Origin of the sequence: Dissulfurirhabdus thermomarina, assembly GCF_012979235.1 — a bacterium.
Taxonomy (GTDB): domain Bacteria; phylum Desulfobacterota; class Dissulfuribacteria; order Dissulfuribacterales; family Dissulfurirhabdaceae; genus Dissulfurirhabdus; species Dissulfurirhabdus thermomarina.
In genome coordinates this window covers 1-12,670 of record NZ_JAATWC010000003.1, presented here as the reverse complement: position 1 = coordinate 12,670, position 12,670 = coordinate 1, and the positions used below count along the sequence as shown (strand labels likewise).

Sequence of the window (12,670 nt, the reverse complement as noted above, 5' to 3'; positions counted from 1 at the left end):
GGGATGGCCCGGGCACCCGTCACCGGGAGGCGGCGCCGCCGTTTCCATGGCCCTACCACCCATAGTCTAGTCATTGGGCTGGCCGGAGGCCAGCCGCGGGAGACATCCATGAGCGCACGGACCATTCGCATCGGAAGGGCCAACGTGGGGCTCATCGGCCTCGAGCGGGCCATGGCCGAGGTGGCGGCCGAGGCCGGTCCCGGGGGGCTGCCGCCCCGGGAGGCGGCCCGGCGGCTCCTCGACCGGCTCACCGCCCGGAACTACGTCCCGGACACCGCCCGCGAAGAGTACCTCGCGGCGCTGGCGGACCTCTGGCGCCGGGAGCACGGGGAGCCGGCGCCCGAACCCGCCTCCGCCCTCACCATCCGCATCCTGGGCAAGGACTGCGTCAGCTGCAACCGGCTCGAGGAGATGGTGCGCCTCGTCCTGGACCGCTGGGGTGTCGCCGCGGACCTCGACCACGTCCGGGACCTGGACGAGATCTGGCGCTACGGGGTCTTCAAGACCCCGGCCCTGGTGGTGGATGGAAAGGTGGTCTGCGCCGGGCGGCTGCCGCCCCAGGCAGAGGTGGAGGGCTGGCTGCGCGAGGCCGTGGCGGCCGCGCGGGGCGGGCCGGCCTCTACTTGACAGGGAGGGGGGCCGGCCAGTAAATGTACTCCACTCCGGCGTGTGGCATGGTCCACGTGCGGCGCGTCGGTCCTGTGGTGGGCGTAGCTCAGTTGGTTAGAGCGTCGGGTTGTGGCCCCGGAGGTCGTGGGTTCGAATCCCACCGCTCACCCCACCGGCATCCGGCGGACCGGCCCATCGGCCGGTCCGTTTTTTTTGTGTGGCGCCGCCGAAGCGGCGCCGGTCGCGGCGGTGCATCGGGCGGCCTCGTCCTCGGCGCTCTCCCCGCCTCCACGAGCAACGTTTCCCCACACCTCCACCTGGGCCGTCTCGGGGCTGGATCCTGTTCCGTTCGGGTCTGGGGGCCGGATGCCCAGGGCCACGCGGGACGGCGAGGCGCCCGTTTCGGCGGGATCAGCCGTCCGCCCGCGGCGGGGCGTCCTCGCGGAGGATCCCCTCCAGGAAGAACTGGCTGATCTGGCGGGCCGCGGTCCCGACGCTGTATTTCTTCTTGGGTGAGAGCACCCAGAACCGCGACATCTCGTCGAGGGCGCCGAAGAAGGCCCGCTTGAAGACGCCGGGGAGGACCTCCTTGCGGAAGATCCCCTCGGCCTAGCCCTCGCGGACGATATGAGAGATGATGTTGAGGTATTCCGCGAACTTCTTGTTGCGGTAGTCCTTCATGAACTTGCTGCTCTGGCGGAGTTCCACCTGGATCACCTCCGCCAGGTCGCGGTTCTCCTCCACGAGGCTCAGGTGGAGCTGGGCGAAGCGCTCGAGCTTTTCCCGGGGGTCGGCGGCGGTGTTGACCTCCTGGCGCACCCGGGCGATGATCTTGCCGATCTCCTCCTCGAAGATGGTGATGAGGATGTCGTACTTATTGTTGAAGTAGAGGTAGATGGTCCCGTCCGCCACGTTGGCTTCCTTGGCGATCTCGGCGATCCGGGAATTGAAGAACCCGTTCCGGGCGAAGATGCGGATGGCCGCCTGGACGATCTTGTCGTGTTTGTCGGAGATCTTCATGCGGGCGGAGGGCGGGGGTGCGCCACATTCAATAAATGTGAATGCAGATTCATTCATTTATATTGTCCTGGCCGCCGCGTCAAGAGAAAATGGAAATTGTCAGCAAAACGGCATGTTGTGGGCTTCCCGAAGCGGTGCCGTTCCTTGACACCTGCTTTCGGGCTGGCTAGGCTGGCGGCCGAGCCAGCCCGGCCGGGGCCGGGCGTGAGCAGGGAGGGGCCATGGATCGGAAGCGCAAGGTGCTCGTCGTGGGATCGGGGGGGCGCGAACACGCCCTCTGCTGGAAGCTCGCCGCCAGCCCGAGGGTCGGGGAGGTCCTCTGCGCCCCGGGCAACGCCGGTATTCAGCGGCATGCCCGCTGCGTCCCGGTTGGGGCCACCGACCTCGACGGCCTCGTGGCCCTGGCCCGGTCGGAGGGCGTGGATCTCACCGTGGTGGGGCCGGAGGCCCCCCTGGCGGCGGGGCTGGTGGACCGCTTCCAGGCCGAGGGCCTCCGGGCCTTCGGCCCGGCCCGGGCGGCGGCCCGGCTCGAGGCCAGCAAGGTCTTCACCAAGGACCTCATGGCCCGGGCGGGGATCCCCTCGGCCGGTTACCGGGTCTTCGAGGACCTGGGGGCGGCGCTCGCCCACATCGCCGGCATCGAGACCTTCCCGGTGGTGCTCAAGGCCGACGGGCTCGCCGCCGGCAAGGGCGTGATCGTGGCCCGCGACCGCGGGGAGGCCGAGGACGCCGCCCGGCTCATCCTCGAGGCGCGCGCCTTCGGGGAGGCCGGCCGCCGCCTCGTGGTGGAGGACTTCCTCGCCGGGGAGGAGGCTTCCTTCATGGCGGTCACCGATGGGCGGACGGTGTTGCCGCTGGCCACGTCGCAGGACCACAAGCCGGTCTTCGACGGCGACCGGGGGCCCAACACGGGCGGCATGGGGGCCTATTCCCCGGCCCCGGTGGTGACGCCGGCGGTCTTCGACGCCGTCATGGAACGGATCATGCGGCCCACGGTGGCCTTCATGGACCGGGAGGGGTGCCCCTACCGGGGCGTCCTCTACGGCGGCCTCATGATCCAGGAGGGCGAGCCCCGGGTGTTGGAGTTCAACTGCCGCTTCGGCGACCCGGAGGCCCAGCCCATCCTCATGAGGCTCCGGTCCGACCTCATGGAGCTGTTCGAGGCCGCGGAGGCGGGGCGGTTGGACGAGGTACGGCTCGAGTGGGATCCCCGGGCCGCCGTCTGCGTGGTGCTGGCCTCCAAGGGCTATCCCGGCGGCTACGAGAAGGGCAAGGTGATCCACGGGCTGGAGGAGGCGGCGGCCATGGAGGACGTCATGGTCTTCCACGCCGGGACGGCCATGGAGGACGGGCGCTACGTCACCGCCGGGGGGCGGGTGCTCGGGGTGACCGCCCTCGGCGACGACATCCAGGAGGCCATCCACCGGGCCTACCAGGCGGTGGAGCGGATCTCCTGGGAGGGCATGCACTACCGCACGGACATCGGGGCCAAGGCCGCCCGCCACCTGGGCGGGTAGGCGGCCGGGGAGGCGATATGGCGGATTCGACACCCGTGGTGGGGATCGTGCTCGGCAGCGGGAGCGACCGGGAGGTCATGGAGGCGGCCCGGTCGGTGCTCGAGGAGTTCGGTGTCCCCTGCGAGATGACCGTGGCCTCGGCCCACCGCTCGCCGGAACGGGCCGCTGCCTACGCCCGCGGGGCGGCCGGCCGGGGCCTCAAGGTGCTCATCGCGGGGGCGGGGATGGCTGCGCACCTCGCCGGGGTGCTCGCAGCCCACACGACGCTTCCCGTGGTGGGGGTGCCGCTGGCCGGCTCCCCGCTCCAGGGCCTCGACGCCCTGCTCTCCACCGTCCAGATGCCCCCCGGCGTCCCGGTGGCCACCGTGGCGCTGGGCGCGGCCGGGGCGCGTAACGCCGCCATCCTCGCCGTCCAGATCCTGGCCTTGTCGGATCCCCGGCTGGCCGAACGCCTCGAGGCGCACAAGGCGGCCATGGCGGCCGCCGTGGAACGGCAGGCCGAAGAGTTGGCCTCCTGACCGTTGACCGCGGCGGATCCGGCGGGCCGCCGCCGGGGGAGCGAGGGCCGCCGGATGGACCGGACAATCCTTGGGACCTCCGTCGAGGCGGCCGCCGGCGTCCTGGCCGGGGGCGGGGTGGTGGCCTACCCCACCGAGACGACCTACGGGCTGGGGGCCCGCCTCGACCGGCCGGCGGCCCTGGACCGCGTCTTCCGCCTCAAGCGCCGCCCCCTGGACAAGCCCCTGCTCGTGCTGGTGGCCTCGCGGGCGGACCTCGAACGCCTCGTCGTCGAGATCCCGCCCGCGGCCGAGGACCTCATGCACCGCTTCTGGCCCGGTCCCCTCACCCTCCTCCTGCCCGCGCGGGCGGACCTTCCCCGGGCGGTGACCGCCGACACGGGCAAGGTGGGGGTCCGGATCTCGAGCCATCCCGTGGCGGCGGCCCTGGCGGCGGCCGCCGGGGTGCCCGTCACGGCCACCAGCGCCAATCGGTCGGGCGAACCTCCCGCCCTCACGGCCGGGGAGGTCGTCGAGCGGTTTGGCGTGGAGGGGGAGACTCTCGCCTACGTCCTGGACGGCGGGCGCACCCCCGGAGGCCTGCCGTCCACCATCGTGGACGTGGGGCCGGGCGGCCCCAGGCTGGTGCGCCCGGGGGCCGTCCCGGAAGGGGAGCTGGGCATCTAGCGGACGGCGGCCCCGGAGAGGACCTGCACCGGCCGGAGGACGTCGGCGGTGGAGCCGTTGCCGACCTGGCCGTAGTTGTTCCGGCCCCAGGCCCAGACGGTGCCGTCCCGTTTCACCACCAGGGTGTGTCCCCAGCCGGGGGCGGTGGCCACGGCGGCCACGCCCTCCATGAGTTTCTTGGGGGAGTGTCGGTCCTTGGTGTCGCCGAAGCCCAACTGGGCGTTGTTGTTGTGTCCCCAGGCCCAGAGGGTCCCGTCGTCCCGGATGGCGAAGGAATGTTCGTCGCCCGCGGCGATGGCCACCACGTTGTAGATGGCCTTGGCGGGCCAGGGCTTGTCGGCGGTGGAGCCGTTGCCGAACTGGCCGAAGTTGTTCCGGCCCCAGGCCAGCACCACGCGGTCGCGGGTGAGGGCGAGGGTGTGGTAGTTGCCCGTGGCGACGTCCACCACGCCCTGGGTGATCCGGCGCGGGGTGGGTCTCCCCGCCCGGGAGCCGTCGCCGAGCTGGCCGTAGTCGTTGTCACCCCACCCGAGGAGCCAGCCGTCCGCCTTGACCGCGAAGCTCCGGGCCTTCTCCGTCCCGAAGTAATAGTAGGACCGGGTGTCCACCCGGCTGATGCCGGCCAGGATCTGGACGGGGCGGGCGCGGTCCTTCCGGGAGCCGTCGCCGAGCTGGCCGAGGCTGTTGCCGCCCCAGGCCCAGAGGGAGCCGTCCTTCTTGACGGCGAAGGAATACTCGGCCCCGGCCGCCACGTCCACCACGCCGGTCATGACCCGGACGGGCCGGGTACGGCCGGCGGTGGTGCCGTCGCCGAGCTGGCTGGCGTCGTTTCGGCCCCAGGCCCAGAGGGAGCCGTCCTTCTTGACGGCGAAGGAATGGTAGGCCCCGGCCGCCACGCCCGCCACGCCGGTCATGACCCGGACGGGCCGGGTCCGGTTGGTGGTGGTGCCGTCGCCGAGTTGGCCGTAGTCGTTTCGGCCCCAGGCCCAGAGGGAGCCGTCCTTCTTGACGAGGAGAGAATGGTGGAGCCCGACGGCCACCACCTGGAGGGCGGAGGGCGCGGCCGGCGGGGGCGGCTGCTCCTCGGACACGGTGACGGCGGCGGGCAGGGCCACGAAGTTGGCCGAGACCTGGCCGCCGGCCTTGGCCCGGACCTGGAGGTCACCGAGGGTGACCTTGCCGGCGGCCTTGGCCGGCGCCTGGAGGACGAGTTGGCCGCCGGCGATGGAGAGCCCGAGGCCCTTGACGGCGGGAGTGGTCTCCCGGCCGCTCCGGTCGGTGAAGACGAAGGAGATGTCCCTCGAGTCCACGTCGGTGGCCTTGAGGGGGTAGCGCTTGACCTCGCCCGGCTTCAAGGCGGCGGCCACCCGGACGGGGGCGATCACCGGCGGGTCGTCCACCGGGACCACGGTGACGGAGACCCGCCGTTGGACCATCCGGCCCTTGGGATCCTTGAAGTTCAGGGCGAAGGCGTCCGTGCCGCTGAAGTCCTTGGCGGGTACGTAGGTGAAGGTGGTCGCCGTGAGCACGAGTTTCCCGTGGGCGGGCGGCGAGGCCACGGAGGGGGACACGGGCTTCCCAGTGGAGGTCTTGGCGCTGAAGGACTTCGTGGCGCTGGTGTCCTCCTTGAGGGTCAGGCGGTCTTCGAGGCTCACCGAGAGGTCGGCCACGTTGGAGTAGCTCAGCACGGGCCGCGGCTTCGGCCCGCCGGCGCCGCCCCCCGTGCCGAGCTGGCCCGCCTCGTTGAGCCCCCAGGCCGCCACCGTCCCGTCCTTGAGGAGGGCCACGGTGTGGCCCGCTCCACCGGTGGCGGCCACCACGCCGGTAGCCACGCGGGCGGGCTTGAGCACCTTGGCGGCACCGGTCCCCACTTGCCCGAATCGGTTCCAGCCCCAGGCCCAGAGAGAGCCGTCCTTCCGGACCGCCAGGGAGTGGTAGTCGCCGGCGGCGATCCAGACGGCCCCGTCCAGGACCTTGACGGGCTGGAGGCGGCGCTCGTCGGTGCCGTCCCCGACCTGCCCGTAGTTGCCGAGTCCCCACGCCCAGACGGAGCCGTCGGTCTTGAGAGCCAGGGTGTGGTACTGGCCGGTGGCCACGGCGGCCACGCGGAGGAGGACCCGAACGGGCTTGTTCTTCTTGGAGCGGGAGCCGTCGCCGAGCTGCCCGTCGTAGTTCTTGCCCCAGGCCCAGAGGGTGTCGTCCTTCTTGATGGCGAAGGAATGGTCCGGCCCGGCGGCCACGGCCCGGACCCGGGTCATGACCTCCACCGGGCGGAGCCGGGAGGTGAAGCTGCCGTCGCCGAGCTGCCCGTAGTCGTTGGCGCCCCAGGCGTAGAGCTTCCCGTCCCGGGTGACGGCCAGGGAATGGCGTTCACCCGCCGCCACGGCGGCCACCTTGTCCAAGACCTTGACGGGGGCCGGCCGGTCGGTCTTGGTGCCGTCGCCGAGCTGCCCGAACCGGTTCTCTCCCCAGGCCCAGAGGGAGCCGTCCTGGCGGATGGCCAGGGTGTGCCGGGGGCCCGCCGCCACGGCGGCCACCTTGTCCAGGACCTTGACGGGGGCCGGCCGGTCGGTCTTGGTGCCGTCGCCGAGTTGCCCGAACCGGTTCTCTCCCCAGGCCCAGAGGGAGCCGTCCTGGCGGATGGCGAAGGAATGGCCGCCCCCTGCGGCGATGATGTGGCCGGCCCCATGCTTGAGGTCGGGCGGGCCGGCGGCGAAGGAAGAGGCGGAAAGGCAGAGAAAGGAGAGGAAAAGGAGGGAGAGGGGCCGGATCGGAGATTTTTTCATCTTGCGCCTTCTTTCCGGGACCAAGGCTGCTGCATGAGATACCAGAGGCTCATTTAAAGGTTTACATCCCGGGCGTCAAGCCCGGCGGCGGCTCCCGCCCGGGCGTCTCGGGCCTGGGGGCCGGCCCGCTCTCTTTTTCGGCATCGGTCCCGGAAACCTTGACTCCCCCAGGTCGGCCCGGCGGGTGCCGCGGGGGTGCCTTCCGGAAGGCGTCTCGGTGGCGCGGCGGGCGGCGGTTCAGCCGGTCTCCGGCCCGGCGGCGAGGCCCGCCAGGCCGGTGCGCTGCGTGGCCGCCTTGGCGCCGGCCAGGGCGAGTTTCGCCGTCCGGCCGCCGGGGGTCTCCCCGAGGGCGTAGTCGGAGCCCAGGACGAGTTCCACGATCTCCTCCATGGAGATCTCGTCGGCCGGGGCGGTGGGGACGAAGCGTTCCCCGCGGCCTTCCACCTGTTCCACCAGCCCGGCCCGGAGGAGGTCCGCCAGGGCCGTGCCGATGAGGGCCTCGGTCTGCCAGAGCTGGCGGGAGAGGTCATCGAGGTGGGTCACCGTCCGCGTCCGGAAATTCCGGAGCAGCACCACCAGTACGTCCAGCACCAGGGCCAGCCGCGCGATGGGCCGAAGCTCCATGGCCCCGGGCTTGTACCGGCGCCAGACCTGGACGGCGAAGGCGGTCTCGGCCCCCAGGAGGAAGACCACCCACGCGAGGTAGATCCAGCCGAGGAAGAGGGGGACCGTGGCGAAGGAGCCGTAGATGGCGTTGTAGCGTGTCACCCCCACCTGGAGTGCCACGTAGAGGGACTGGGCCCAGAGCCACAGGAGGCCCCCGGCCAGCCCCCCGGCCAGGGCCGGGCCCCATCGCACGGTGGTGTTGGGGAGGTAGCGGTAGAACATGGTGAAGACCAGCACCACCAGGAAGAGCGGGAATATCTCCAGGAAGACCGGGGTCACGAGATGCATCGGGAGCACGGCCTGGAACCGGGCCATGAAGGCCGGGCTTCGGAGGGCCGCCTCCGTGGCGAGTCCCACCATGGCGGCCACGGGGAACCAGATCATGAGGGCGAGGTAGTCCGTGAACTTCCGGCTGAGGGGTCGGCTCTTCCGGGCCTGCCAGATGGCGTTCATGGAGGCCTCGATGTTGCCGAGCAGGGAGACCACCGTGAGGAGGAGACCGATCACGCCCACCACGCCCAGGGTGGTGAACCGGGTGCGGTCCACGTAGGAGAAGAGCTTGTCCACGGCGAGGCGCAGGTGCGCGGTGTAGCCGGGGGGCCGGGGGGCGGCCGCCGGGGCCTTGCCCGGTTCGGCCGCCGGCGCGGCGGGCCGGCCGGCCTCGATCTCGTCGATCATCCGGTAGGCCAGGGTCCGGAGCTGGTCCCCGGCGCCGAGACCCTTCGAGACGGCGGTCCCCAGGGCCAGCAGCGGCACCAGGGAGAGCACCATGGTGAAGGTGAGGGCGCTGGCCCGCAAGAGGATGGCGTCCCGCCGGAATTCCTGGGCCACGATGAAGGGGACCCGGGCCGCGCCCCGGAGGGGCTTGTGCCAGGCGGGGTCCGAGGTGTCGGGCTCCCGCCAGACCCACTCGGTGAAGGCGGCGGCCATCCCGAGGATCGGGGCGAGCGGCCCGGTCGGGGCGCGGCCCGGGCCTCCCGGTTCCCCCTTACGTTCCCCTGCCTTCTTGGCGTAGAATTTGTCGAAGCGCATGGTGCCTCCTGGTGGTGACGGCGGCGGTGGGCCCGGCCGAAGGCCCGCGGGTCGCGGCCCGCCCCCGCCGGGCCCCCGTCCGCTGGAGTCTCGATGCCGCCGCGGCGTGCGGGCCGTTGCGCCGTGCACGGGGCCGCCGGCCACGGACGGGAGCGATTCCGGGGTCGGCTCGCCGGCCCGGCGGCGTCATCTCTATTTATCGTCCGATCCGGCCCGGAGCACAATCCCGGGGCCCGCCGGAGGCGGCGGGCGGGGAACAGCGGAGGTGGTGAGCGATGCACCTGGAGACCTTCACCTTTCACGTCGAAACGGCCGCCGGTCCCGACATCCGGGACATCACCGGGGAATGCGCCCGGTGCGCGGCGGAGAGCGGGGTCCGGCAGGGGGTGCTCCTGGTCACCTCGGTGGGGTCCACCGGCTCCGTCACCACCATCGAGTTCGAGCCGGGGGCGGTGGCGGACTTCGCCCGGGCGCTCGAACGGCTGGCACCGCCGGGGGCGGACTACGCCCACGAGGCGGCCTGGCACGACGGCAACGGGCACAGCCACGTCCAGGCGGCACTGGTGGGGCCGAGCCTCTCGGTCCCGGTGCGGGACGGGCGGCTGGTGCTCGGCACCTGGCAGCAGGTGGTGTTGGTGAACCACGACGTCCGCCCCCGCCGGCGCCGGGTGGCGGTCACGGTTCTGGGCACGGCGGGGTAGGGCCGGGCCGGGATCGGCCGTTTCACCATGCCGGGGCCTGCGAAATGGCCAATCGGGCGGGCCCGCCTCGGGCCCCAAAAATCATAACATCTTAATATCAATAATAAAAATTTATTCCTCCTCTGCGGCACACCGGGTGCAAAGCCTTCCTCTGGGCGACACCTGGGGCTCGGGGCCACGCCGGAGGCCCGGGCCGGAAGGGAGGTGCAGAACGTTCGGTACCGGGCCGGCGGTCGCCGGCCTTGCAGACCCGGTGAACTCCCCAAAAAGGAAAAGAGGAGGTTTGGTTGCATGAAACGTCTTTTCGTCTCGTTCCTGATCCTCATGGGCGTGGCCGCCGCCGCGTCCCTGGCCGTGGCGGGCGGGGGCATCGACCCCGCCCACGAACTCGACACGACGTGCAAGAAGTGTCACGGTGACCGCCGCGACAAGGTCTCGTGCAGCAACGCGAAGTGGCTGGGCCACGACGGTTCGAAGGTGAGCCACGAGGTGTTCGCGGCGGTGAGCCAGTACCTGCTCGGCTCGGACTGTTCCGGCGGGAGCGCCGGGACCGGGGGCGCCAACCGCGACGTCGTGGTGATCGCCACCAACGACCTCGGCATGCACTGTTCCTGCCCCGGGGCCGAGACCTTCGTGGTGCTGCCGCCCTTCAACACCCTCAGGGCGCAGGTCTTCGAGAGGAATGGCGACAATCCCAGCATCCTCTCCAACCCGGCGGACATTCGGGTGGAATACGCCCTCGTGGAGAACACCGACCAGTCCCTCAAGAACGACCCCTACTTCCAGAACTGGATCACCTACGGGCCGAAGCTCTTCCCGGGTTTCAGCTTCGTGAGGGGTGACGGGCGCATCCAGGGCCTCACCGGGGCCACCTTGAGCGGCGAGATGGAGGCCAAGGACGGCTGGTGGGAGGTGACCGGCATCCCGGCCTTCCCGGCCCTCGACCCGAACGGGGTGGAGATCGATCCCTTCGATCCCGCCAACCCCAAGCGCAATCCCTACCTCACCGCCGAGATCAAGGTCTACGACCGGGCGACGGACCAGCTCCTGGCCCGGACCACCACGGTCGTCCCGGTGGCCTTCGGCGGCTGCTGTAACTGCCACCTCGACGTGGCCCAAGACTACGGCCGCCCCCGTACCCCCCGGGGCTCCTTCGAGGTGATGGGCATGCTCCACGAGCAGAACGGTTCCGGGATCGACATCTCCAAGATCGACCCGGACGGTGACGGCGTCGGCGGGCCGATCCGGTGTTCCCAGTGCCACCTGGACCCGGCCATGGGTGAGACCTCGCCCCCGGGGATTCCCGGCTACCCGACCTCGAGCAAGACCTTCTCCGAGGTGGTGCACAAGTTCCATGCGGAGAGCCCGGCGGTCCAGGCGTACGACCCGGACATCGCCAGCAACTGCTATGACTGCCATCCCGGAAATGGTGTCAACTGCTTCCGTGGCCACCACAAGGCCAAGGGCCTCTGGTGCACCGACTGCCACGGGGACCTCAATCGTCGCGTGGCCGAGGGTCAGCTCAAGGACCCCTGGTCGCCCAGCACCCTGCCGAAGTGCGAGGGGTGCCACTACAACACCGGCGAGGGGCGCGGATTCCAGAACGTCTTCGGCGGGAACTTCCTGAACAGCAAGGGCCACAAGGGGGACTCCGTGCTGTGTTCCACCTGCCACGGTGCGCCGCACGCCCTCTATCCCTCTTCGCTCACCAAGGACAACGCCCAGCCGAACGCGCTCCAGGGCAGCGACATGGCCATCGGGACGTGCGACGTGTGCCACTCCGGGAAGAGCAACTCCTGGGGCGTGCCGCCGCACCAGGGGACACCCGGTTATGCCGGCGGCAGTGGCGGCGGCACGGTGGACGCGGCGAAGGAGCTGGGGACCACGTGTGTGAGCTGTCACGGTGACCGCCGCGACAAGGTGTCGTGCAGCAACACGAAGTGGCTGGGGCACGACGGTTCGAAGGTGAGTCACGAGGTGTTCGCGGCGGTGAGCCAGTACCTGACGGGTTCGGACTGTTCCGGTGGCGGCGGCACGGTGGACGCGGCGAAGGAGCTGGGGACCACGTGTGTGAGCTGTCACGGTGACCGCCGCGACAAGGTGTCGTGCAGCAACGCGAAGTGGCTGGGGCACGACGGTTCGAAGGTGAGCCACGAGGTGTTCGCGGCGGTGAGCCAGTACCTGACGGGTTCGGACTGTTCCGGCGGCGGCGGTGACGGCGGTGGTGCCGACCAGGTGACCATCACCAAGGCCGAGTGGAACGGCGACAAGCACAAGCTCGACCTCAAGGCCACGAATCTGCTGGACGACCAGGCGCGTCTCACCGCGACCTACCGGGGCCACACCTACGAGATGACCTACAAGGCCGACAAGGACCGGTGGGAACTCAAGGTGGACCATGTGGACTACTCCGACACGGTGGAGGTCTGCTCCAGCCTGGACGGCTGCACCACCCACTCGGTCAACAAGAAGTAGCGGGGCCTTTCCCGGCCTCTCCCGGACCGCGAGCCCTTTCCGGGCCCGCGGTCCTTTTTCTTTTGTCCCGCCGGCGCCGGGTGGCGGCCGCGGTCCCGGGCACGACGGGGTAGGCCGAGATTGGCCATTTCACCACCCTGGGGTTGGTGAAATGGCCGACTTCGGCGGCGGGCCGGGGGGGGCGCCGGGGACCATGCTGATTTTATTGGACCTTTGGAGGCGCCCGCCATGGCACTTAAAATGCAAATATTTTTACCTCACACGTTTTGGACAATCATGTTCTGTCCCGGGATGCATCTGCCGGGACCGGGAGGGGGGTGAGACGCCGCGGCGGGGTCGGCCGCCGGAAGATCCAGATCCGTTGTGTTTCGTGTTGGGAGTGGATTTCGGCAACATTAAATCACAGTGAGGAGGTATTTGGATGAAACGTCTTTTTGTCTCGATCGCGGTCTTCGCGGGCGTGGCCGCCACCGCGTCCCTGGCCCTGGCGGATGATAATCATCCCAATGGCGGTATCGCCCCCACCGGCCCCTACGTGGTGATGGCCACCAACGACCTCGGCATGCACTGCGCCTGCCCCGGGGCCGAGACCTTCCTGCTGCTGCCGCCCTTCAACACCCTGAGGGCCCAGGTGATCCAGCGTGACAAGGATCCCAAGGTCATCGCCGACCCGTCCAAGG

Annotated in this window: 10 protein-coding genes, 1 tRNA gene and 1 pseudogene; 8 read left to right on the top strand and 4 right to left on the bottom strand. The window is 70.5% G+C overall.

Annotated elements, in window-relative coordinates; genetic code table 11:
- Positions 1 to 108: 108 nt before the first annotated feature.
- Complete coding sequence (locus HCU62_RS04785) at positions 109 to 627, top strand: thioredoxin family protein (RefSeq protein WP_163299552.1); 519 nt, start codon at positions 109 to 111, stop codon at positions 625 to 627.
- Between the two features lie 77 nt (positions 628 to 704).
- Positions 705 to 781, top strand: a tRNA-His gene (locus HCU62_RS04780).
- Between the two features lie 239 nt (positions 782 to 1,020).
- Here the strand turns inward: HCU62_RS04780 and HCU62_RS12550 are convergent.
- Both HCU62_RS12550 and HCU62_RS04775 read right to left on the bottom strand, forming a co-directional pair.
- Complete coding sequence (locus HCU62_RS12550; RefSeq protein WP_281382965.1) at positions 1,021 to 1,146, bottom strand: hypothetical protein; 126 nt, start codon at positions 1,144 to 1,146, stop codon at positions 1,021 to 1,023.
- Positions 1,147 to 1,218: 72 nt separating this feature from the next.
- The gene (locus HCU62_RS04775; protein WP_246325295.1) at positions 1,219 to 1,629 is read right to left on the bottom strand and encodes a TetR/AcrR family transcriptional regulator; all 411 of its coding nucleotides are present in this window, start codon (positions 1,627 to 1,629) and stop codon (positions 1,219 to 1,221) included.
- Between the two features lie 221 nt (positions 1,630 to 1,850).
- Here HCU62_RS04775 and purD point away from each other — a divergent pair, with 221 nt between their 5' ends.
- Genes purD through HCU62_RS04760 form a run of 3 tightly spaced genes read left to right on the top strand, consistent with a single transcriptional unit; the run spans position 1,851 to position 4,330 of the window.
- The gene (gene purD / locus HCU62_RS04770; protein WP_163298979.1) at positions 1,851 to 3,146 is read left to right on the top strand and encodes a phosphoribosylamine--glycine ligase; all 1,296 of its coding nucleotides are present in this window, start codon (positions 1,851 to 1,853) and stop codon (positions 3,144 to 3,146) included.
- Between the two features lie 17 nt (positions 3,147 to 3,163).
- Entirely contained in the window at positions 3,164 to 3,664 is a 501-nt protein-coding gene (gene purE, locus HCU62_RS04765) for a 5-(carboxyamino)imidazole ribonucleotide mutase (protein WP_163298978.1), read from the top strand.
- 54 nt (positions 3,665 to 3,718) lie between these two features.
- The gene (locus HCU62_RS04760; RefSeq protein ID WP_163298977.1) at positions 3,719 to 4,330 is read left to right on the top strand and encodes an L-threonylcarbamoyladenylate synthase; all 612 of its coding nucleotides are present in this window, start codon (positions 3,719 to 3,721) and stop codon (positions 4,328 to 4,330) included.
- On the opposite strand, the gene HCU62_RS04755 is transcribed toward HCU62_RS04760, so the two are convergent.
- Together HCU62_RS04755 and HCU62_RS04750 are read right to left on the bottom strand one after the other, a co-directional pair.
- Positions 4,327 to 7,116 carry an RCC1 domain-containing protein gene (locus tag HCU62_RS04755; RefSeq protein ID WP_169755469.1) on the bottom strand — a complete coding sequence of 930 codons (2,790 nt, stop codon included), beginning with the start codon at positions 7,114 to 7,116 and terminating at the stop codon, positions 4,327 to 4,329. The two genes, HCU62_RS04760 and HCU62_RS04755, sit on opposite strands and share 4 nt — an antisense overlap.
- A 237-nt stretch (positions 7,117 to 7,353) precedes the next feature.
- A complete protein-coding gene (locus HCU62_RS04750) occupies positions 7,354 to 8,814 on the bottom strand; it encodes a YihY/virulence factor BrkB family protein (protein WP_163298975.1) in 1,461 nt (486 codons plus the stop codon).
- Positions 8,815 to 9,089: 275 nt separating this feature from the next.
- Between HCU62_RS04750 and HCU62_RS04745 the strand changes: the two genes are divergently transcribed.
- From HCU62_RS04745 to HCU62_RS04735, 3 genes and pseudogenes are all read left to right on the top strand, one after another.
- Positions 9,090 to 9,515: a secondary thiamine-phosphate synthase enzyme YjbQ gene (locus HCU62_RS04745; protein ID WP_163298974.1), complete on the top strand. Its 426-nt coding sequence runs from the start codon at positions 9,090 to 9,092 to the stop codon at positions 9,513 to 9,515.
- A 291-nt stretch (positions 9,516 to 9,806) separates the two neighbouring features.
- Positions 9,807 to 11,990, top strand: coding sequence for a hypothetical protein (locus tag HCU62_RS04740; protein ID WP_169755468.1), 2,184 nt, complete (start codon positions 9,807 to 9,809; stop codon positions 11,988 to 11,990).
- Positions 11,991 to 12,411: 421 nt separating this feature from the next.
- A pseudogene (locus HCU62_RS04735) lies at positions 12,412 to 12,670 on the top strand (hypothetical protein); the annotation flags it as partial.

Bases quoted from the DNA above. Each gene is read 5' to 3' on its own strand.
- purE (WP_163298978.1), top strand. From the start codon at position 3,164: ATGGCGGATTCGACACCCGTGGTGGGGATCGTGCTCGGCAGCGGGAGC.
- HCU62_RS04750 (WP_163298975.1), bottom strand. From the start codon at position 8,814: ATGCGCTTCGACAAATTCTACGCCAAGAAGGCAGGGGAACGTAAGGGG.
- HCU62_RS04740 (WP_169755468.1), top strand. From the start codon at position 9,807: ATGAAACGTCTTTTCGTCTCGTTCCTGATCCTCATGGGCGTGGCCGCC.
- HCU62_RS04745 (WP_163298974.1), top strand. From the start codon at position 9,090: ATGCACCTGGAGACCTTCACCTTTCACGTCGAAACGGCCGCCGGTCCC.
- HCU62_RS04785 (WP_163299552.1), top strand. From the start codon at position 109: ATGAGCGCACGGACCATTCGCATCGGAAGGGCCAACGTGGGGCTCATC.
- HCU62_RS04755 (WP_169755469.1), bottom strand. From the start codon at position 7,116: ATGAAAAAATCTCCGATCCGGCCCCTCTCCCTCCTTTTCCTCTCCTTT.
- purD (WP_163298979.1), top strand. From the start codon at position 1,851: ATGGATCGGAAGCGCAAGGTGCTCGTCGTGGGATCGGGGGGGCGCGAA.
- HCU62_RS12550 (WP_281382965.1), bottom strand. From the start codon at position 1,146: ATGTCGCGGTTCTGGGTGCTCTCACCCAAGAAGAAATACAGCGTCGGG.
- HCU62_RS04760 (WP_163298977.1), top strand. From the start codon at position 3,719: ATGGACCGGACAATCCTTGGGACCTCCGTCGAGGCGGCCGCCGGCGTC.
- HCU62_RS04775 (WP_246325295.1), bottom strand. From the start codon at position 1,629: ATGAAGATCTCCGACAAACACGACAAGATCGTCCAGGCGGCCATCCGC.